The organism is Agrococcus beijingensis, assembly GCF_030758955.1.
GTDB lineage: Bacteria > Actinomycetota > Actinomycetes > Actinomycetales > Microbacteriaceae > Agrococcus > Agrococcus beijingensis.
Genome location: NZ_CP132360.1, coordinates 1,824,499 through 1,842,818, shown reverse-complemented (window position 1 = coordinate 1,842,818; position 18,320 = coordinate 1,824,499). Strand labels below are relative to the sequence as shown.

21 protein-coding genes and 1 tRNA gene are annotated in these 18,320 nt (G+C 68.5%); 11 read left to right on the top strand and 11 right to left on the bottom strand.

Annotation, left to right across the window (positions count from 1 at the left end):
• Positions 1-126 precede the first annotated feature (126 nt).
• The 7 genes from Q9250_RS08870 to Q9250_RS08840 all read right to left on the bottom strand — a co-directional run bounded on the left by Q9250_RS08870 (position 127) and on the right by Q9250_RS08840 (position 6,149).
• Positions 127-1,056, bottom strand: coding sequence for a type II secretion system F family protein (locus tag Q9250_RS08870; RefSeq protein ID WP_306231505.1), 930 nt, complete (start codon positions 1,054-1,056; stop codon positions 127-129).
• Positions 1,053-2,513, bottom strand: a complete 1,461-nt coding sequence (locus tag Q9250_RS08865) for a TadA family conjugal transfer-associated ATPase (protein ID WP_306231504.1) — start codon at positions 2,511-2,513, stop codon at positions 1,053-1,055. Before Q9250_RS08865 ends, Q9250_RS08870 begins: the two co-directional genes overlap by 4 nt.
• Entirely contained in the window at positions 2,510-3,694 is a 1,185-nt protein-coding gene (locus Q9250_RS08860; protein ID WP_306231503.1) for a CpaE/TadZ family protein, read from the bottom strand. The genes Q9250_RS08865 and Q9250_RS08860 overlap by 4 nt, the downstream gene beginning before the upstream one ends.
• Positions 3,691-4,434: a Flp pilus assembly protein CpaB gene (cpaB, locus tag Q9250_RS08855; protein ID WP_306231502.1), complete on the bottom strand. Its 744-nt coding sequence runs from the start codon at positions 4,432-4,434 to the stop codon at positions 3,691-3,693. The genes Q9250_RS08860 and cpaB overlap by 4 nt, the downstream gene beginning before the upstream one ends.
• Positions 4,431-5,456: a Tad domain-containing protein gene (locus tag Q9250_RS08850; protein WP_306231501.1), complete on the bottom strand. Its 1,026-nt coding sequence runs from the start codon at positions 5,454-5,456 to the stop codon at positions 4,431-4,433. Before Q9250_RS08850 ends, cpaB begins: the two co-directional genes overlap by 4 nt.
• A complete protein-coding gene (locus Q9250_RS08845; protein WP_306231500.1) occupies positions 5,444-5,854 on the bottom strand; it encodes a TadE family protein in 411 nt (136 codons plus the stop codon). The genes Q9250_RS08850 and Q9250_RS08845 overlap by 13 nt, the downstream gene beginning before the upstream one ends.
• 79 nt (positions 5,855-5,933) lie before the next feature.
• A complete protein-coding gene (locus tag Q9250_RS08840; protein ID WP_306231499.1) occupies positions 5,934-6,149 on the bottom strand; it encodes a Flp family type IVb pilin in 216 nt (71 codons plus the stop codon).
• A 336-nt stretch (positions 6,150-6,485) separates the two neighbouring features.
• On the opposite strand from Q9250_RS08840, the gene Q9250_RS08835 reads away from it, so the two are divergent.
• The 11 genes from Q9250_RS08835 to Q9250_RS08785 all read left to right on the top strand — a co-directional run bounded on the left by Q9250_RS08835 (position 6,486) and on the right by Q9250_RS08785 (position 14,828).
• Complete coding sequence (locus Q9250_RS08835) at positions 6,486-7,124, top strand: TetR/AcrR family transcriptional regulator (protein ID WP_306231498.1); 639 nt, start codon at positions 6,486-6,488, stop codon at positions 7,122-7,124.
• Between the two features lie 116 nt (positions 7,125-7,240).
• Positions 7,241-7,798, top strand: coding sequence for a prepilin peptidase (locus Q9250_RS08830; protein WP_306231497.1), 558 nt, complete (start codon positions 7,241-7,243; stop codon positions 7,796-7,798).
• A 57-nt stretch (positions 7,799-7,855) separates the two neighbouring features.
• Positions 7,856-7,928: transfer RNA gene (locus Q9250_RS08825), tRNA-Arg, on the top strand.
• A 72-nt stretch (positions 7,929-8,000) separates the two neighbouring features.
• Positions 8,001-8,591 carry a TetR/AcrR family transcriptional regulator gene (locus Q9250_RS08820; protein WP_306231496.1) on the top strand — a complete coding sequence of 197 codons (591 nt, stop codon included), beginning with the start codon at positions 8,001-8,003 and terminating at the stop codon, positions 8,589-8,591.
• A 41-nt stretch (positions 8,592-8,632) separates the two neighbouring features.
• Positions 8,633-8,929 carry a metal-sensitive transcriptional regulator gene (locus tag Q9250_RS08815; protein ID WP_306231495.1) on the top strand — a complete coding sequence of 99 codons (297 nt, stop codon included), beginning with the start codon at positions 8,633-8,635 and terminating at the stop codon, positions 8,927-8,929.
• A 25-nt stretch (positions 8,930-8,954) separates the two neighbouring features.
• The gene (locus Q9250_RS08810) at positions 8,955-9,275 is read left to right on the top strand and encodes a heavy-metal-associated domain-containing protein (RefSeq protein WP_306231494.1); all 321 of its coding nucleotides are present in this window, start codon (positions 8,955-8,957) and stop codon (positions 9,273-9,275) included.
• Between the two features lie 202 nt (positions 9,276-9,477).
• Positions 9,478-11,685, top strand: coding sequence for a heavy metal translocating P-type ATPase (locus tag Q9250_RS08805; protein ID WP_306231492.1), 2,208 nt, complete (start codon positions 9,478-9,480; stop codon positions 11,683-11,685).
• Between the two features lie 58 nt (positions 11,686-11,743).
• Positions 11,744-12,343, top strand: coding sequence for a helix-turn-helix domain-containing protein (locus Q9250_RS08800; RefSeq protein WP_306231491.1), 600 nt, complete (start codon positions 11,744-11,746; stop codon positions 12,341-12,343).
• A complete protein-coding gene (locus Q9250_RS08795; RefSeq protein WP_306231490.1) occupies positions 12,340-12,633 on the top strand; it encodes a hypothetical protein in 294 nt (97 codons plus the stop codon). Before Q9250_RS08800 ends, Q9250_RS08795 begins: the two co-directional genes overlap by 4 nt.
• A 360-nt stretch (positions 12,634-12,993) precedes the next feature.
• Positions 12,994-13,854 (top strand): SGNH/GDSL hydrolase family protein, encoded by an 861-nt coding sequence (locus tag Q9250_RS08790; RefSeq protein ID WP_306231489.1) that lies wholly within the window; start codon positions 12,994-12,996, stop codon positions 13,852-13,854.
• 98 nt (positions 13,855-13,952) lie between these two features.
• Positions 13,953-14,828, top strand: a complete 876-nt coding sequence (locus Q9250_RS08785; RefSeq protein ID WP_306231488.1) for an SGNH/GDSL hydrolase family protein — start codon at positions 13,953-13,955, stop codon at positions 14,826-14,828.
• A gap of 27 nt (positions 14,829-14,855) precedes the next feature.
• On the opposite strand, the gene Q9250_RS08780 is transcribed toward Q9250_RS08785, so the two are convergent.
• From Q9250_RS08780 to Q9250_RS08765, 4 genes are all read right to left on the bottom strand, one after another.
• Complete coding sequence (locus Q9250_RS08780; protein WP_306231487.1) at positions 14,856-15,263, bottom strand: VOC family protein; 408 nt, start codon at positions 15,261-15,263, stop codon at positions 14,856-14,858.
• Positions 15,264-15,272: 9 nt separating this feature from the next.
• Positions 15,273-15,716 (bottom strand): helix-turn-helix transcriptional regulator, encoded by a 444-nt coding sequence (locus Q9250_RS08775; RefSeq protein WP_306231486.1) that lies wholly within the window; start codon positions 15,714-15,716, stop codon positions 15,273-15,275.
• Positions 15,717-15,810: 94 nt separating this feature from the next.
• Entirely contained in the window at positions 15,811-16,440 is a 630-nt protein-coding gene (locus Q9250_RS08770) for an arsenate-mycothiol transferase ArsC (RefSeq protein WP_306231485.1), read from the bottom strand.
• Positions 16,441-16,772: 332 nt separating this feature from the next.
• The gene (locus Q9250_RS08765; protein ID WP_306231484.1) at positions 16,773-18,206 is read right to left on the bottom strand and encodes a helix-turn-helix domain-containing protein; all 1,434 of its coding nucleotides are present in this window, start codon (positions 18,204-18,206) and stop codon (positions 16,773-16,775) included.
• Between the last annotated feature and the right edge of the window lie 114 nt (positions 18,207-18,320).

The window sequence follows — 18,320 nt, the reverse complement described above, 5'->3', positions numbered from 1 at the left end:
TGACACCACGCCGCAGGTTCGCGAGGCTCCTCGATCGTGCCGGCTGAAGGGCACCGAGTAGCGCCCACGCGAGCAGGCCAACAGCGAGGGCGATGAGAAGGCAAGCGGCAACCATCGATGTTGGCACTAGAACTTCACCTCCACGCTCTTGCGCATCCAGAGTCCTCCGACCGTCAACATCACCACACCGGCCACAAGCAGCGCGATGCCTACCGGAGTCTCGATGAGGGGAAGCAAATAAGCCGGGCTGATCAACAAGAGGAATCCCGCGACGACGAAGGGTAGGACCATTAGGATCACGGCAGAAAGACGGCCTTCGGCGCTCAGCGCCCCGACGTGCCGTCGGATCTCGCCGCGCTCCCGGATGGTGCCCGCCACACCGTCCAGGACCTCGGACAGGCTGCCGCCGACTTCACGGTTGATCGCGATCGCCTGCACTGCCCACATGAAGTCATCGCTCTTCATGCGCTCCGCCGCCGTCTCCAACGCTTCCACCACGGGTCGACCCACTCGCGTCTCGTTGACGACTCGAGCAAGCTCGGAGGACGTCGGTTCCTCCGAGTCCCTGGCGACTGAGGCCAGTGCTTGCATGGTGCTGTAGCCAGCGCGCAGGTTCGAGGCAAGGAGTTGCAAAGTGCTGTCGAGCTGTCGTTCGAACGCCTTCCGCTGGCGGCTGGTTCTCACCCTCACCAGAGTCGCGGCTCCCAACGGCGCCACGACCGCGGCTGGCACAGCGAACCACCCGCCACCGAGAACCACCACGACACCCGCCACAGCCATCGCTGCGACAGCAGTCAGGAATGCGAAGTCCTGGGGCCGGGTCGCGAAGCCAGCTAGATCGAGCGCTTGTGCAAGGCTTTGCTCTCGGCGTCGGATGACATGGCCGACAACGCTCGTCGCCGCTTCAGCGGCTCCAGCGAGCGCGCTGTCCTCGCGATCTTCGTACGGCCTGCGACGCTCCCTTGGAAGCCGTATCCGGCCCGGATCTGCGACAACGAATGTCGCAACCGCGAGCCCGAGTGCGATGACGATCGCTCCGAGGACGTCGGGAGTCATCGCATCTCTTCCACGTTGAAGATGCCCGGCGGGAGATGAACGCCTAGGTCGTCGAGCCGCTCCGAGAACTTGGGGCGCACGCCTGTTGCGCGCGGTACGCCGACGAACTTGCCCGCGTGGTCAGTGCCTGCGGAGAAGTCGAAGAGGAAGATGTCCTGAAGCGTGACGATCTGCCCCTCCATGCCGACGACTTCCGTGACTGCGACGACGCGACGAGTGCCATCTCGCAGGCGCTCGACCTGCACGATGAGGTCGATCGCCGACGCAATCTGCTCTCGAATCGCTCGCAGTGGCAGATCCATGCCAGCCATGAGCACCAGCGTCTCGAGTCGAGCGATCGCGTCGCGCGGCGTATTCGCATGCACTGTTGACAACGAGCCGTCGTGCCCGGTGTTCATCGCCTGCAGCATGTCGAGCGTTTCACCGCCACGCACCTCGCCGACCACGATTCGATCTGGCCTCATGCGCAGTGAGTTGCGCACTAGGTCTCGAATCGTGATCTCGCCTTTGCCCTCGGTGTTGTGCGGCCGCGACTCCAGGCGCACAAGATGCTCCTGCTGCAATTGCAGCTCCACGGCGTCCTCGATCGTGATGATGCGCTCGCGGCTGGGGATGAACGACGAGAGCACGTTCAGAAGCGTCGTTTTCCCGGTGCCGGTTCCACCGGAGACGATGATGTTCAACTTGCCTTGGACGCATGCGTCGAGCAACCGAGCCATCTGCGTGGTGAGGGTGCCGAATCGGATGAGATCCGCCACTTTGAAGGGGTCCTTGGCGAACTTGCGGATTGTCAGCGTAGAGCCGGTGAATGCAAGAGGTGGGATGATGGCGTTGACTCGAGACCCGTCCTCCAAACGGGCGTCCACCATAGGCGACGACTCGTCGATACGGCGGCCCATGCGGGAAACGATCCGGTCGATGATCTGCCTCAGGTGCTGCTCCGAGTTGAAGTGCACTGCGGCGCGGCCGATCTGGCCGTGCTGCTCGACGTAAACGTTCTCTGGGCCGTTGACCATGATCTCGGTGACGGACTCGTCGTCCAGCAGCTTTTGGAGCGGCCCAAGACCGAGGACGTCGTCGCGGACTTCCTGAATGAGGCGCTGTCGCTCCTCACTGGTCAGCGGCGCTTGCTCCGCCTCTACTACGCGGTGCAGCTCTTCCCGCACCAGTTGGTGGAGCTGGTCCTCGGAGAGATTGGGGTCGTTCAGGCGCGCGCCGATGCGGGCGAAGAGTGCCTCTGCGGCCCTTGCCTTTACTCTGAGTAGCCCATCGCCTCCGGCCTCACCACTCGCCAAGCTTTCCGCTGCGTCGGGGCCGTCGACGTCCACCGATGGGTGATCCAGCGTGTCCGTCTGCGCGCTCTGCGCAATGCGCGCCGCCCGACGTGTGGTCGGCTCGGGCGCAGCCTCCTCCGCCCTTGGCGCTCTTGTTAAAAGGCGTTCAGAGAGCGAACTCATCGCTTGCTCCGGCGATTTTCCCGTGCCGCCTCGCTCACGTTCGTGTACACGCCGAGGAGCTGCCTGAGCTGCTTCGACACCACGTCCTTGGGGCGATGGAGGAGCAACGGCGTACCTGTGTTAAGTGAGGTCGTCACCGCCTTCGAATGTGGGATCGTAATGTCTACGCGAGATTGGATCGTCTCTTCGACATCGGCGACGCCGAGGCCCGACTTGGGGTCTGCGAAGTTCAGAACAACCTGACGGGCGTTGGTCAGCATGCCGAGTTCGCGAAGCGTTGAGATCTCTTTTCGCAGGCCGCGGGCGCCGGTGACATCGAACGTCGTCAAGAGCAGTGGGTCGGTTGTGTGGTCTAGCGCGGCCAGCGTGCGAGGCTCCAGGCCGGCCGCCGTGTCGACAACGACGTAACGGAACTGCCGCGCGAGCGCCGTCAACAACTCGCTCACTTGCTCGGGCGTGACGGAATCAGCCACAACAGGATTCTCAGGTGCGCACACAACCGAGAGCCCGGAGTCGTGCAGCGTTAGGTGGGTCTTCATCGCGATCGGATCGCGCAGAGCTGCACCGTGCACGACATCCTCAAGCGTGAACTCTGGCTGCAGGCTGAGCGCGGTCGCGACATCGCCAAACTGCACGTCGAGGTCGACCAAGACAACCGCGCCCGGAGCGTACTGCGCGAGCCCGATCGCGAGATTGGTCGCGACCGTCGTCTTCCCCGCTCCGCCCTTCGGCGACAACACGGTGATGACGCGACCCGGCGCACCCTGAACGTCGGGCACTAGGACCGCCGGATGCGCGTGAGCCCTCCGCCTTTCCAACAGCGAGCCGACGCGGCTCAGCGTCTCCTGCAACAGCGGTGCCGAGGCGTCGGCGGGCAAGACGTCGCGGGCGCCCACGCGCATGGCGGGTACAGCCAGTGCCGCTGGTTCACCGATGAGGAGAACCGCAGTGCCGGGCAGGTCTTGATCAATCCTCGCTGCGAGCGCAAGCGCCCGCTCGGGCTCATGCGTCGCGTCGAGCACGATGACGTCCGGCAAAGACGGATGTCCGAGCCGAGCCAGCAGGTCTGCGGGCTCCGTCGGCAAGTCGAGTGCACTCAACGCGATGCACCTGCCGTCTGATGCCTCCATCACTCGCGCCTGGAGATCGTTGGAATCGGTGGTCAGCAGCACGTTGTTCATCCGAAGATCTCCTCTGCAGTGACAACTCGTGTGCCGTCGACAGGCACTTCTGCTCCCTCGAGCGAAAGCCAGACAGAGCCGAACTCCTGGGCGAACACGACTCGTTCGGCGTCGGCGGGCGAGAGCGCGATGGTGACCATCAACTGCGCGGCCGCCTCCTCCTCAACCTGTTGCCCCTCCTCGTTGGTCGTCACCGTCGCGGCGCCTTCGACCGCAGTGACGAGGACCTTGTGCAAGATGAGGTGGGTCATGTCGACCTGCGACTCTGTCCCATCAGCGGCTACTTCCGTCAGGGAACCCGAGACGAAGATGCCTACAGTGTCGCCCGGGTGTAGTTCTCCACCGATAACCCGCTGTCCGTCGAGCTGGATGGAGAGTTGGTGCAGGTCTGGTGGCACTTCAAATTCTCGAGCGACAGAGCGAGGTGCGTCGAAGCGGCTGGACAGCAACTGCTCCCCGACTTGCAGTTCGGTCGTCGTGACCATGCCGGACAGTGACGACAGGTCGTCGAGTGCGCCCGGCACCACTGCTGCTGCAGGGACTTCCGAAAGTGCCACCGACCGGACAATCCCTTCAGCAGGGGTGCCTGCTGGAATCGCTTCTGCGACGACCAGGACTTGTGTGGGCTGGACGCGAGCCATCGCCCGCGCATCGGCATTCGCCGCATAGAGGAAGGTGAGAAGGCCGCCTAGGGCCGCGATCAGAAGCGCGACTAGCGCGATGATCAGTCGACGAATCATCCTTCGAGCCTTTCGGGCAGCATCAAGCGAACGACAGGGTTGCCGATCGGCGATCCGTTGGCCTCGGCGGACACCCAGTCAATAATTTCAGCGTTGACACACCCATTCTGAGTGCAGCCGACACCTGCCGAGCCGAGGGAAGGGAACTGGATACCCTTCAGATGGATCACGGCATAGCCGATGATTGTGAACTTGGCGTTGCTTCCGTTGCCAGCAACCGTGCTATAGACCGGAAGGAGCAGTTCTTCGTTCGCCGCTATCAAAGCCGCGAACTGGGCGTTGGCGCTCTTGCATTCCTGCACCGGAGAGAAGCCTGTGTCGCCCTCCGCAACGCCCTCAACCACACCGGTCGAAACCCACTGGAGACCGCCGAAGCAAGTGGAATTCACGTCGAGCCAGCCGAAGTTGCCTGGCGCTGCGCTCCAGCCTTTCCCGCTCTGACACGTAGCAGCGGCCGTTTCATACCCCTGGTTGCCCTTGGAATAGAGGATGACCTTCGACGTCGGGCTCGTGATGTCTAGGCCGAGATTGCCGTCGGCGTCCACGATTTCGGTGGCTCCGGTCAACGCCTTGATCGTGCAGAAGTTGAACGCGAGTGGCAAGGTCCCACCCGGCAGTTGGCCAGCCCAGCTCGCCGCGCCACGGGCGTACAGCTCACTCTCATCGAAATCGGCGGCCGGCGCGAACACATAAGTGCTCGTCGAGGTCGTCGTGACAATCACATGAGTGTCTTCCAGGTCGACATCGTCGACCGAGGCCGTGCCTCCCAGCGGATCATTTGCCGCCACTAGCGCTTCGGCGATGTCCTCTGCGTGTTCATCGTCGCACGGGTTGCCTTCTGCGCAATGTTGGGCGATGGCGAGAGCAGCCGCGTCGGCGCCGGTCTGAAGCCTTTGTCGATCTGCCTGCATCGATCCGACGTCGATGGCCAGGGCAGCAACGACCATGATCGGCACGAGCAGGATTCCAACCCAGACGGCGACGGCTCCACGATCCGTCCGCTCTATTTTCAACCGTTGCATCGCATGCTCCCTGAGCCTTCGAGCTGTGTGCCCCAGCCGAACAGATCAGCCAAGGGAAGCTCGCCGTTGTAACGAAGTCGGACTGTGACGATCTCTTCATCGGTGCAGCCCAGACTCGCGAGAGCCGGAGAAAATGTCACGTTCCCGCTTGAAAGCGCATCGCTGCCGAACGCCGGTGCTAAAGCAGCCGCGGCGGCATCTTGCGCGGCCACACTGGCCTGGGCAGGCTCGCTCAGTGTGTAGTAGCGCACCGCGTCGCGCGCGGCATTGTCGAGAATGGTCTGCAAGTGGAAGGCGTAGCCGAAGAAGATGATGCCGAAGGTAAGGATCACCAGCAGCGGTAGAACGAGAGCAAACTCGACTGCCGCAGCCCCACGGTCGCTCCGATGACGGTTCATGCGACGGTTCCTCACTGCCGGAGGTGACTGAAGAAGAGATTGCGGCGGCTCGCACTCGCGAGCCGCCGCAATCACATGCTTAGTCGGCGTTCGTGATGCCGGCGCCCGTGAGCTCGTCGTTCACCGAGTCGAACGCGCCCTCGAGGAGCGGGCCGAGGATGACGACAGCGCCGATGATGGCGGCCGCGATGAGGGCGACGAGGAGGCCGTACTCGACTGCGGTCGCGCCGCGGTCGTTCTTCTTGTCAAAGCGGTCAGCGACGAACGTCTGAGCCGCAACGAGGAATGCGAGCATGATGATTTCCTAACGAGACAGGCCCGGGGCTGGGGTTCCGGTGCCGCGTGACTGCCGGCCCTGCTGGACCGACCGAGAGTGACACTGCCACACCGGTTGCTCGGCACGCAACATTTCTGAGTCTCAAGATTCGCTCAAGGCGGCTGTGCAGGCTCAGCATTCTTCCTGGATCGGTAGGTCGACTTGCGCTCGCCACCGTGGCAGCCGGAAACTTGGCCCGCTGTACCAACCCCGAAAGCCGGCTCTTCGGAGCCTCGCCCAGTTCCGCACCCGCCCCAGCTGACACCGAGCCAGAACAGCCCGGTGCCTGCGATCACTCGCTACAGTGAGCCGCTCATGACTGACAACACTCCCCCGCAACACGAGGAAGAGCCCGTGCTGGGCCTGCGCGCCCGGAAGAAGGCTTTGACGCACCGCACGATCGCTGAGGCAGCGTTCGAGCTGACCGTCGAGCGCGGTCTTGATGACGTGACGATCGACCAGATCGCCGACCGCGCCTTCGTCTCGCCGCGCACCGTCTCGAACTACTTCCCATCAAAGGAGGCTGCGATCGTGGCCGCCGGCGACGTCGCACCAGTCGACCTACTTGCCGGACTGGAGGAGCGCCCCGCTGACGAGGCGCCGCTGCAGTCGCTGCGAGAGGTGCTCACCTCAGCCATCCGGTCGTGGTCGAAGGAGCAGTTGAAGTCGTTGAAGGCGAAAGAGCAGCTCGTCGACGCCAACCCCGCGCTGCTGCCGCATAGAACTGCGCAGTTCGACGAGCTCGAGGAGGCCATCCACCTCGTCATCGCTGAGCGCACGGGCGCCGACCCCGAGACTGCTGCGTTTCCCCGACTCATCGCGGGCGCGGCAACGGCTGCCGTCAAGACGGCGATCAAGGTGTGGGTGAACACCAACGGTGGGGCCGACCACATCGCCGAGATCGTGGACCAGGCCTTCATCGACCTCGAGGCTGGCCTGAGCCCCGACGCCTGATCGGCGCGGGTCGCGAGATGCGCCAGACTCGTCTGGTGCCTGTGCTCGCGATCCCCCTGGCCGCTGCGATCTGCGGTGGAGCAGCGTGGGCACTCACCCCCTGGGCGAGGCGTCTCGTGGAGAGCGAGTCGCGGTGGCTCCAGCGCTGGATTCCGACGCTGCTCGGAGTGCTGGGCGGCGCAGCAGCGGCTGCGTTCCCTGACCACTGGGGATTCTCGCTGGCTCTGTGCGCCCTAGCAATTGGCAGCGCCCTGCTGATCCCCGTGGATCTAGCCGAGTTTCGATTGCCAGACCTGATCGTTTGGCCGATGACGACGGCGGTGCTCGGCGTTTTGCTCGTCACCACCGCTGTTACCGGCGAGTGGCCACGCTTCAGCACCGCGCTGCTGGCGATGCTCGCCGTCGGCGGCGGCTACTTCGTGCTCGCGTGGATCTCGCCGACCAGCATGGGCCTCGGCGACGTCAAGCTCTCGCTGGTGCTCGGACTGACGCTCGGCTGGTTCGGATGGCAGACCGTGGCCTACGGCATCGTGGCCGGGTTCATCGTATTCGCGCTTCTTGCGCTGGTGATGCTCGCACTCCGGCGCACGTCGGCGAAGTCTGACCTGGCATTCGGTCCGTCGATGATCGTGGGCGCCGCGATCGGCCTCGCTTGGGTGGCGCTGACGCGCTAGCGTGCATCGGCCAGTCCGGGCCGGTGATAGATTGAGAGTTGCTGCCTCGGCGGCCCGGCCCCCATAGCTCAGGGGATAGAGCGTCTGCCTCCGGAGCAGAAGGCCGTAGGTTCGAATCCTACTGGGGGCACTTTTTCAAAGAGTTGCGCGTAGCGGCGCGAAAGCGTCGAACAACTTTTGCGCAGGCCGTACGATTCTCCCTATGGGACGACCACGCCTCCACGACGAGCAACTGCGCCAGCGGCTGCTCGAAGCCGCGACCGATCTGATGGCCAGTGACGGCCCCGACTTCTCGTTGCGGCCGCTCGTCGCCTCGGTCGGCACGTCGACCTCCGCCGTCTACTCGCTGTTCGGCTCGCGCGGAGAGCTGCTCGAGGCGATCACGCTGCGCGCTGCGCGGTCGTTCGTGGATGCCCAACTGGCGGTCGATGTCGTTCACGTGCCGGAGCGCATCCCCGCCCTTGCGCACGCGATGCGCGATTGGGCCCGCGGCAACGCGACGAAGTTCCAGGTGGTGTTCGGCCGCACCGAGGGTTCCGCCGCGATCGACGACGCTCGCGAGAGCACGACCGAGCCGCTGCTGCACGCGGTGAGCGCGGCCATTGACGTGGGCTACCTCGACGGCGACGCGGCCATCGCGACGCAGACGATCTTCGCCGGCGTGCACGGCTTCATCACCCTAGAGCTGCTCGGCCACTACCTCGGTAGCGAGGCAGACGCACTGTTCGATGAGCTGCTCTCGGCAGCTCAGCGCAGCTGGGCGGCGCCCGAGTACCGCACCGCGGTCGCCTGACCGTTGCCACACATACCCCTCGGGGGTATGATGGACGCACTATGAGCACCCACACCGGCCACGGCTACGCGCAGGACAAAGAGGCGATCCTCAAGCGCCTGCGTCGCGTCGAGGGCCAGGTGCGGGGCATCGGCCGCATGGTCGACGAGGACACCTACTGCATCGACATCCTCACGCAGGTGTCGGCTGCCACGAAGGCCCTCGAGACCGTCGCGCTGCAGCTCGTCGAGGACCACCTCGCGCACTGCGTCGCCGAAGCCGCTCAAGCCGGCGGCGCCGTCGCTCAAGAGAAGCTCACCGAAGCCAGCGCCGCGATCGCGCGCCTGGTCCGCTCCTGATACCCGTCACGCAAGGAAGGCAACCATGCTGCAGAACATCGAGATCACGACCACGCCCGCTGACGCCGACGTGCAGGCAGGCGGCTGCTGCGGCGGCGGCTGCTGCGCCGTGCCCGAGCAGTCGACCACCGACGTCGCCGCCCAGACCTTCGAGGTCGAGGGCATGACCTGTGGCCACTGCGTCTCGTCGGTCACCGAGGAGATCTCCGGCCTCGCCGGCGTCGAGGGCGTCCAGGTCGAGCTCGTCGTCGGCGGCCGCTCGAAGGTCACCGTCAACGCTGACGCACCGCTGCGCCTCGACGACGTGCGTGCGGCCGTGAGCGACGCGGGGTACTCGCTCGTCTGAGGCGACGCATCCGTTCTGTGAGAGCGCCGGTTCCCGTGCAGGGGGCCGGCGCTCTTGCTGTGTGGGGATCTCGATACGCGCGCGGCCTGTGGCCGCGAGCTACTCGATCAACGGGGGAAAGTCCGGAGCTGCAGCCGCGAGCTGCTCGATCAACGGGTGGTGAACGGTGGCGGCGCATACCCCTGGGGGGTATAGTGGAGGCATGACAGAGACGCAGACGATCGACCTCGAGATCGGCGGCATGACGTGCTCGTCGTGCGCCAACCGCATCGAGCGCAAGCTCGGCAAGATGCCCGGCGTCGAAGCCACGGTCAACTACGCCACCGAGGTCGCCCGCGTCACGCTGCCGTCGGGCACGACGGTCGAGGATGCGATCCGCACCGTCGAGCAGACCGGCTACCAGGCCGCGCTCCCCCAGCCCGACGCCGTGCGCGACGAGCACGGCACCAGCCTGCGCACGCGCCTCATCGTCTCGGCCTCGCTCGCCGTGCCGGTCGGCGTGCTGTCGATGGTGCCCGCGCTGCAGTTCACCGGCTGGCAGTGGGTGGCGCTCGCGCTCACGCTGCCGGTGGCGATCTGGGGCGCGTGGCCGTTCCACCGCGCCGCCGCCGTCAACCTGCGCCACGGCGCGGCCACCATGGACACGCTCGTCTCGCTCGGCGTCATCGCCGCGCTCGGCTGGTCGCTCTGGGCGCTGATCTTCGGCGACGCCGGCCGCCCGGGCATGCAGATGCAGTTCCAGTGGCTGGGCGCGCATGGCGACGAGCTCTACCTCGAGGTCGCCGCGCTCGTCACCGTCTTCCTGCTCGCCGGCCGCTTCATCGAGTCGCGCGCCAAGCGCTCGAACCAGCAGGCCATGCGCTCGCTCGCTCGCCTCGCCGCCAAGGAGGCCACGGTCATCCGCGACGGCGCCGACCTGCGCATCCCGGTCGGCCAGCTGGTCGTCGGCGACCGATTCCGCGTCGTGCCGGGCGAGAAGATCGCGGCCGACGGCGTGGTCGTCGAGGGCGCCTCGGCGATCGACGCGTCGCTGCTGACGGGCGAGTCGCTGCCGGTCGAGGTGACCGTGGGCAGCGAGGTCGTGGGCGCGACCATCAACGGCCACGGCGCGCTCGTCGTCGAGGCGACGCGGGTCGGCGCCGACACCGAGCTGCAGCGCATCGCCTCGCTGCTGCAGCGCGCGCAGGAGGGCAAGGCCGACGTGCAGCGCCTCGCCGACCGCGTCTCGCAGTGGTTCGTGCCCGTCGTGCTCGTGCTCTCGCTCGCCGCCCTGGTCGGCTGGCTGCTCTTCACCGGCGACGTCGCCGCCGCCTTCACCGCGGCGGTCGCGACGCTCATCATCGCCTGCCCCTGCGCGCTGGGCCTCGCGACCCCGACCGCGCTGCTCGTCGGCACCACCCGCGGCGCCGAGCTCGGCGTGCTGATCCGCGACGCCCGGGTGCTCGAGTCGAGCCGCGGCATCACCACGATGCTCGTCGACAAGACCGGCACGGTCACCGAGGGGCGGATGCGCGTGGAGGCCGTCGTCGCCACCACCGGTGAGGACGCCGACGAGGCACTGCGGATCGCCGCCGCCGTCGAGCGCGCGAGCGAGCACCCGATCGCGAAGGCGATCGTCACCGCGGGCGCGAGCGAGCTGCGCGCCGAGCAGGTCTCGGGCGTCGCCGGCGCCGGCGTGATCGGCATGGTCGACGGCCGCGCCGTGCAGGTGGGCAAGCCCGCTTGGCTCGCCGACGCCTTCGCGCTGGCGCTGCCTGACGACCTCGCCGAGGCGTTCGAGGCCGCAGAGGCGCGCGGCGCGACGGCGCTCGTTGTCGCCTGGGACGGGCGGATGCGTGCCGTCGTCTCGGTGCGCGACACCGTCAAGGCGACCTCCCGGGCCGCCGTCGAGCGCCTCGGCCGGCTCGGCATCGAGGTCGTCATGCTCACCGGCGACCACGAGCGCGCCGCACGCCAGGTCGCCGACGAGGTCGGCATCCGTCGTGTCCTCTCCGGCGTGACGCCGACGCAGAAGGTCGACGCCGTGCAGGCGGAGCAGGCGCGCGGTGCCGACGGCCGACCGGCGAAGGTCGCGATGGCCGGCGACGGCGTGAACGACGCAGCCGCCCTCGCCGCCGCCGATCTGGGGCTCGCCATGGGCACCGGCACCGACGCCGCCCAGCAGGCCGCCGACATCACGCTCGTGCACGGCGACCTGGCCGGCGCTGCCGACGCGATCGCGCTGTCGCGGCGTACGCTGCGCACGATCCGCGGCAACCTCTTCTGGGCCTTCGCCTACAACGTGCTGGCGATTCCGCTGGCGATGGCGGGGCTGCTGAACCCGCTGATCGCGGGCGCCGCGATGGCCTTCTCGAGCGTCTTCGTGGTGCTGCACTCGCTGACGCTGCGGGGCTTCCGGCCGACGGCCTGACGGCGAACCGGGGTCGGCGTGGAGCGCGCGGCGGCCCCGAGGCGCCTGACACCCGACTATGCGTGATGCGGGTTATATGATGCGTGTTGTGGATAGTTCAACCGCTCTCGCCCCGATCTTCCGGTCGGAGCTGCAGGCCGCCATCCTCGATGTGCTCCTGCGCTCGACCCGGCCGATCTCTACGAGCGAGATCACGAGCGCCACCGGCGCCAGCCAGTCGGCCGCCCACCGAGAGCTCGCCCGACTCACGAGCGCCGGGTTGCTCACCGAGTCCCGGGTGGGTCGGAGTGCGCTCTTCGCGGCGAATGAGAGGAATCCGGTCGTCGGGCCGCTACGAGCGCTGCTGGCAGTGACCCATGGGCCGCGCGCGCTGCTGGCGGAGGCGCTTCGCGACATCGCCGGCATCTCCGCGGCGATCATCTTCGGATCGTTCGCCGCCCGATCCGCTGGTCAGCCCGGAGCCAGCCCGAACGACATCGACCTGTTGATCGTCGGAACGCCGAAGCGGCGAGATGTCTACGATGCCCTCGACGGCATCGACGGTGCCGTCGGCCGCGAGGTCAACGTGACGTTCCTCAGCGACGAGCGATGGGAGCGAGGAGAGGATGAGCTCGTGACCCGAGTCCAGGCCGGCCCCACGATCGACCTGCTGTCGTGACTTTCGGCCAGGCAGAGCTGGAAGCGATGGTCGCACGCGGCGAACTCGAGCTCTGTCCACCCGACGAGGTCGCAGCGCGAACCCGCATCGAAAAAGCGCGGCGACATCTCGCGACCGCCGCAGCACTCGCGGCCGACGACCCAGAGATCGCCGCCGATGCCTTGCGTGCCGGCAACCGGAAGGCATTGGAAGCAGTGCTCCTCTCACGCGGCCTGCGTCCTACGAGGAGCGGCGGTCATGTCGCGCCGGTCGACGCAGTCAGAGCGATGCTCGGCGGACAGGGCGGCTGAGCAGGACGGCTCGGCGTCTACGACGTGGTTCGACGCCTCCGGAACGAGGGCGACTACACGGGGACGGAGATCCATCCCGACGACATCGGCGAGAATCTCGCGGATGCCCGAGCGATGGTCGAATCCTGCTCCAGTGTCATCGGCTCCCTGCCCGTGTTCGCCATCGGCCGCAGGTGAGCGAATGGCACGCACCTCTCTGACGCTGCGGGGCTCCCGGCCGACGGCCTGACGGCGGCCGATCGGCGGCCTATCCGCGGCGGTCGCGCAGGGCTAGCATCAGCCCCAGACCGATCCGAAACGGTGTTACGGAATCGATCTCCCTGCATCAATGATCGAATTGAGGACATCGTGCAACGACGCATGCTCGCACTCTTCGCCGGGATCGCGGTGGGCGCTTCGGCGCTGCTCGGCGCGGCGCCCGCCAGCGCGGCCGACCCTCCCCCGGTTGGCTTCGCCTACGTCGCCCTTGGCGACTCAGAGGCGGCGGGCACCGGACTCCTGCCTGCCGTGCAGCAAGACTGCCTGCGCTCGCTGAAGGCCTACCCGATCATCATCGCGCCGCAATACGGCGGCGTCGCCTCTCACGCCTGCGCAGGTGCCACGACCGGCGACGCGTCGAATCCGGCGCCACAGCCGGGGACCGCCGTGCAGCAGGCGCGCGACGCGATCGCGGCCGGTCGACTCGGTCCGGCCACCGAGCTCGTCACCATCACCGTAGGCATCAACGACATCTCTTGGCTGTCGCTGCTGGTGCAGTGCAGCGATCCGGTGAACGAGCTGACCTGCGCGGGGCTGCTGCCCAGTGTGCTGGCCGGCGTGCCGGCGATCGGCGAGCGGGTGGGGCAGCTTGTGGCCATGGTGCGCGGCTTTGCCCCGCAGGCCGACGTTGTCGTCGGCGGCTACCCGCACCTGTTCGGCGAGATCACGACGCCGTGCAGCATCGGCTCGTTCCAGGGTCAGCCGGTCTCGGTGAGCCCAGCCCTCGCGGGACTCGCGAACGGCGGCGTGACGGCCGTCAACCGGGCGATCGCGGCCGGTGCCGCGGCGGCAGGCGGCATCCCCGCGCCCATCGAGGCGGCGTTCGAGGGTCACGGCCTCTGCGACACGAGCGGTCCGTGGGTGAGCGGCCTGGTGAACGGCAAGAAGACCGCCGACCGCGGCCTGCACCTCAACTGGCCGGGCCAGCGAGCGTACGCGGCGGCGATCCTGGCGGAGTTGTAGCGGCGGGCGCGCGGCACCGATGCGCGCAGCGTTGCGAGCGGTCGACAGCGGGCCAGCACCCGTCTGTCGGCCGCTCGCGGCATGGAGATGAGGACATCGTGCAACGACGGATGCTCGCAATCGTCGCCGCACTCGCGCTCGGCGCGTCGACGCTGCTCGGCGCCGCCCCGGCCACGGCCGCCGGCCCACCCGCCGGCGGCTTCGCCTACGTCGCACTAGGCGACTCGGAAGCGGCCGGCACCGGCCTCATGCCGCGGCTGCAGCTCGGCTGCCTGCGCACGCTGAAGGCCTATCCGATCGTGATCGCTCCCACCTTCGGCGGCGTCGCCTCGCACGCGTGCGCCGGCGCCACCACCGGCGACGCCACCGACCTCGACCGCCAGCCCGGCACCGCGGTGCAGCAGGCCCGCGACGCGATCGCCGCTGGCCGGCTCGGCCCCGCGACCGAGCTCGTCACCATCACCGTCGGCATCAACGACATCGGCTGGCAGTCGATCGTGCTCGCCTGCAGCAGCGTGGGCATCGGCAGCTGCGAGGCCGAGCTCTTCCGCGCCTCGGTGGCCTCGATGGACCTGCCGCAGCGCATCGCCGGCCTCGTCGCCACCGTGCGCGCCGCGACCGGGTTCGACGCCGACATCGTCGTCGCCGGCTACCCGCTGCTGTTCGGCCGCGACCTCACGGCGCCGTGCGAGCTCGGCTCTTTTCGCGGCGCTCCCGTGACGGTGTCGGAGCAGCAAGCCACGGTCGCGAACAACATGGTCGCCGGCATCAACCAATGGCTCGCGGCGGGCGTCTCGGGCTCCAGCGCGACCTTCGTCGACATCGCCGCTGCCTTTGAAGGCCACAGTCTCTGCGACACGAGCGGACCCTGGGTGAGCGGCCTCGTGAACGGCAAGAAGACCACCGACCGCGGCCTGCACCTCAACTGGCCGGGCCAGCGGGCCTACGCGGCGGCGATCCTGGCGGCGCTGTAGCGGAGGGCGGCTCCGGCCGCTCGCGGCTCAGCCCGCCTGCTCGATGCGCACGAGGTTCCCCGCCGGGTCGCGCAGCGCGATGTCGCGCACGCCCCAGAACTGCTGCGTCGGCTCCTGCACGATCTCGACGCCCTCGGCCGCAGCCGCGCGATCGAAGACCGCGTCGAGGTCGTCGGCCCGCAGGTTGACGCTGCCGAGCTCGCCCTTCGCGAGCAGCTCGGCGACCGCGTCGCCGTCGACCTCCGACCGCCCGGCCTTCGGGTGCGAGAGCACCAGCTGGATGCCCGGCTGCGACGCGGGCGCGAGCGTCACCCAGCGATACCCGCCGTTCTCGACCTCGTTCTGCACCGACATGCCGAGCACGTCGCGGTAGAAGCCCACCGCCGCCTCGGGGTCGTCGACGATGACATGCACTGCGCTGATGGAGATGCTCATGCGCCGAGGCTACGACGCGGCCACCGCGCCCGCTTCTCCGATCCTGCTCGACGCGGCCACGGGCATCCGGGGCCGCGACAGCACCATCGCCTGGCACCCCGGCACGCCCTCGAGCTCGGTGTGCTCGCGCGCCCGGTAGGCGCTCGGCGTCTCGCCCATGATCTGCGTGAAGCTCGACGAGAACGAGCCGAGGCTCGCGGCCGCGACCGCCATGCACGCATCCGTCACCGTCACGTCGCCCGTGCGCAGCATCGCGGCGGCGCGCTCGATGCGCCGCGTCATCAGGTAGCGGTAGGGCGTCTCGCCGTACACGTCGCGGAACCGCCGGCTGAAGTGCGCGCTCGACATCAGCGCGCCGCGGGCGATCGAGGCGACGTCGAGCGGCTGGGCGAACTCGCGATCCATGCGGTCGCGCGCGCGGCGCAGGCGGCGCAGCTCGTCGAGATCGGCCATGCATCCATCATGGCCCCGGATGCGGTTGCGTTGGTCGGGCGGGCACGGTCGCCCCCGCTCACCCCGGCCGGGCGGCGCGCCGCCGGCCGTCGCGTCAGCCCCGCGACTCCAGGAACTCGACGACCTGGCGCCGCACGCGGTCGCGGATGCGCCGCACCTCGTCGGTGCTGAGCCCGGCCGGGTCGTCGAAGTCCCAGGCGACGATCCGCTGGCCGGGCTGCTGCTCGAACGGGTGCTCGATGAGCATCGTCACGATCACGTCGGCCGCCCGCGCGACGTCGTCGGTGACCGGCTTCGGGTAGCTCTCGGTGAGCGGCACGCCATCCTCGGCCATCACGTCGATGACCGTGCGCAGCACCTCGTCGGCGGGGTTCAGCGCCGCCGACAGCGCCTCGACGCGGCCCTCGCCGAGCGCGTTGAGGAAGGCGGCGGCCATCTGCGAGATGCCGTCGTTGCGGATCGACTCGACCAGCACCCGCAGCGGCGCCCCCGCGGGCCGGGCCTCGGCCACCTTCAGCGCGACGAGCCGATCGGCGGCGAACTTCAGCGCCAGCGGCGGCAGGTGCTGCCGGATGCGGGCGCCGCGCGCCAGCGTCGCGTGCGACTCGAAGACGATGCGCTCGATGAGCTGCGCGTCGAGATCCGGGTGGAGCTCGGCGAGGTGCTCGGCTCCCCGGCGCAGCGCCGCCTCGGGCGACTCCAGCCCGTTGGACGTCTCGGTCATGTCGGCTCCTCGGTTGGCAAGGTCGTGGGTCGGCGAAGTCGTGGGGCGGCGAAGTCGTGGGTCGACGAAGTCGTGCGGTCGACGTGGCCTGACCAGGCTACGGCCGAGGTGACCGCCTGCCAAGGATCTTGGGGCGCGGATGCGTCGTGGACGCATCCGCCACCCCCGCCTCTCGGCCGCCCCAGATGCACAACGCAAGCCCGCGCGGCCGACGCAGCGGCAGGATGCGGCTCGCGGCGGGGTCGGCCGCGAGAAGGCGCCGACGGGCTTGCGTTGTGCACCGGGGGGCGGGGCGGCTGGCGCGGGCCGGCCGACGGGCGCGGGTGACCGGCTCAGAGCGCGGGCGCGTGCCGGTCGAGGAACTCGTAGAGCTCGGCGTCGTCGACGCCCGGGTAGGTGCCGCTCGGCAGCGGCGCCAGCGTGTGCTGGTGCATGCGCGCCGACGCCCACGACTGCTGCCGCCAGCGGCTCTGCAGCGCATCGCTCGGGCGGGCGCAGCAGCGCTCGTCGGGGCAGGTCGAGACCTCGCGGAACGCCGTCTGCGAGCCGCGGAAGAACTTCGCGTCGTCGAAGCGCACGCCGAACGAGATCGAGAACTCGCCGTCGGTGCCCGAGCCCGTCTGCGTCGAGCACCAGAAGGTGCCTCCCGGCGTGTCGGTGTACTGGTAGAACTCCGTCGTGCGCGAGGTGCGCTCGAAGGCGGTGCGGGCGGCGAACTTGCGGCACACCAGCTGCCCCTCGGCGTGGCCCGAGGCGTCGACGGGCACCGGGATGCCGTCGTTCTCGTAGACGCGCGAGAGGGCGCCGTCCTCCCCCACCCGCAGGAAGTGCACGCGCATGTCGAGGTGCGTGGTGGCGAGGTTGCTGAAGCGCATCGCCGCGGTCTCGTGGGTGACGCCGAACGCGTCGCGGAAGTCCTCGACGGCCAGGTTGCGCTCCTTCTTCGCCCGCCGCAGGTAGTCGACCGCCCGCGTGCGCGGCATGAGCGTCGCGGCGGCGAAGTAGTTGATCTCGAGCCGCTGACGCAGGAAGTCGCGGTAGTCCTGCGGCTCGCTGTGGCCGAGCAGCCGGTGCGCGAGGGCCTGCAGCGCCATCGAGCGCAGGCCGTGACCACCGGGGATCGACGCGGGCGGCAGGTAGATGCGGCCGTTCTCGAGGTCGGTCACCGAGCGGGTCGAGTGCGGCAGGTCGGTGACGTAGACCAGCTCGAAGCCCAGCCTCGCCGCCATCTCGCTGACCGTGCGGTGCGTCAGGCTGCCGCCGTCGTAGCCGACCGCCCGCAGCTGCTCCTCGGCGAGCTCGTCGAGCTCGGGCAGCGAGTTCGCCTGCTCGCGCATCGCGATGCGCATCTCGGTGGCGTCGCGGCGCGCCTGCTCGGGGGTGGCGATCGCCTCGCGGGCGCGGCGGTCGAGCTCGCGGTGCATGCCGACCAGCGCACGCAGGTGGTCGTCGCTCATCGCGCGGGTCGGCCGCACCGCCGGCAGGCCCAGCCGCTTGTAGCTGGCACCCTCCTGCAGCCGCTGCAGGTCGAGCTCGAGGGCGCTGCGCTCGCTGGGCGGCTCGGGGTCGAGCAGCTGCGCGCTCGTCACCCCGAGCGACTCGGCGATCGCCTGCAGGTGGCTGAGCTTGGGCTCGCGGTGCCCGTTCTCGATCAGCGACAGCTGGCTGCCGGCCAGCCCGATCGCCTCGCCGAGCGCGTCGAGCGTGAGCCCCGCCGCGGTTCGGTAGTGGCGGATGCGGTGCCCCAGGACTGCTGCGTCGACCATGCCTACAGTGTACGAAACTTCTGTCGAATCTTCGCCACATTCGTCGCGCACCGCGCTCCGCGGGCGTTCGGTGACCCTCGCGGAGCGGAACTTTCGCCGATGTGAAGGTTGGCG

Coding starts and splice junctions, on each gene's coding strand:
- Q9250_RS08870 (WP_306231505.1), bottom strand. CDS start 1,056: ATGACTCCCGACGTCCTCGGAGCGATCGTCATCGCACTCGGGCTCGCG.
- Q9250_RS08865 (WP_306231504.1), bottom strand. CDS start 2,513: ATGAGTTCGCTCTCTGAACGCCTTTTAACAAGAGCGCCAAGGGCGGAG.
- Q9250_RS08860 (WP_306231503.1), bottom strand. CDS start 3,694: ATGAACAACGTGCTGCTGACCACCGATTCCAACGATCTCCAGGCGCGA.
- cpaB (WP_306231502.1), bottom strand. CDS start 4,434: ATGATTCGTCGACTGATCATCGCGCTAGTCGCGCTTCTGATCGCGGCC.
- Q9250_RS08850 (WP_306231501.1), bottom strand. CDS start 5,456: ATGCAACGGTTGAAAATAGAGCGGACGGATCGTGGAGCCGTCGCCGTC.
- Q9250_RS08845 (WP_306231500.1), bottom strand. CDS start 5,854: ATGAACCGTCATCGGAGCGACCGTGGGGCTGCGGCAGTCGAGTTTGCT.
- Q9250_RS08840 (WP_306231499.1), bottom strand. CDS start 6,149: ATGCTCGCATTCCTCGTTGCGGCTCAGACGTTCGTCGCTGACCGCTTT.
- Q9250_RS08835 (WP_306231498.1), top strand. CDS start 6,486: ATGACTGACAACACTCCCCCGCAACACGAGGAAGAGCCCGTGCTGGGC.
- Q9250_RS08820 (WP_306231496.1), top strand. CDS start 8,001: ATGGGACGACCACGCCTCCACGACGAGCAACTGCGCCAGCGGCTGCTC.
- Q9250_RS08815 (WP_306231495.1), top strand. CDS start 8,633: ATGAGCACCCACACCGGCCACGGCTACGCGCAGGACAAAGAGGCGATC.
- Q9250_RS08810 (WP_306231494.1), top strand. CDS start 8,955: ATGCTGCAGAACATCGAGATCACGACCACGCCCGCTGACGCCGACGTG.
- Q9250_RS08805 (WP_306231492.1), top strand. CDS start 9,478: ATGACAGAGACGCAGACGATCGACCTCGAGATCGGCGGCATGACGTGC.
- Q9250_RS08800 (WP_306231491.1), top strand. CDS start 11,744: ATGCGTGATGCGGGTTATATGATGCGTGTTGTGGATAGTTCAACCGCT.
- Q9250_RS08790 (WP_306231489.1), top strand. CDS start 12,994: ATGCTCGCACTCTTCGCCGGGATCGCGGTGGGCGCTTCGGCGCTGCTC.
- Q9250_RS08780 (WP_306231487.1), bottom strand. CDS start 15,263: ATGAGCATCTCCATCAGCGCAGTGCATGTCATCGTCGACGACCCCGAG.
- Q9250_RS08775 (WP_306231486.1), bottom strand. CDS start 15,716: ATGGCCGATCTCGACGAGCTGCGCCGCCTGCGCCGCGCGCGCGACCGC.
- Q9250_RS08770 (WP_306231485.1), bottom strand. CDS start 16,440: ATGACCGAGACGTCCAACGGGCTGGAGTCGCCCGAGGCGGCGCTGCGC.
- Q9250_RS08765 (WP_306231484.1), bottom strand. CDS start 18,206: ATGGTCGACGCAGCAGTCCTGGGGCACCGCATCCGCCACTACCGAACC.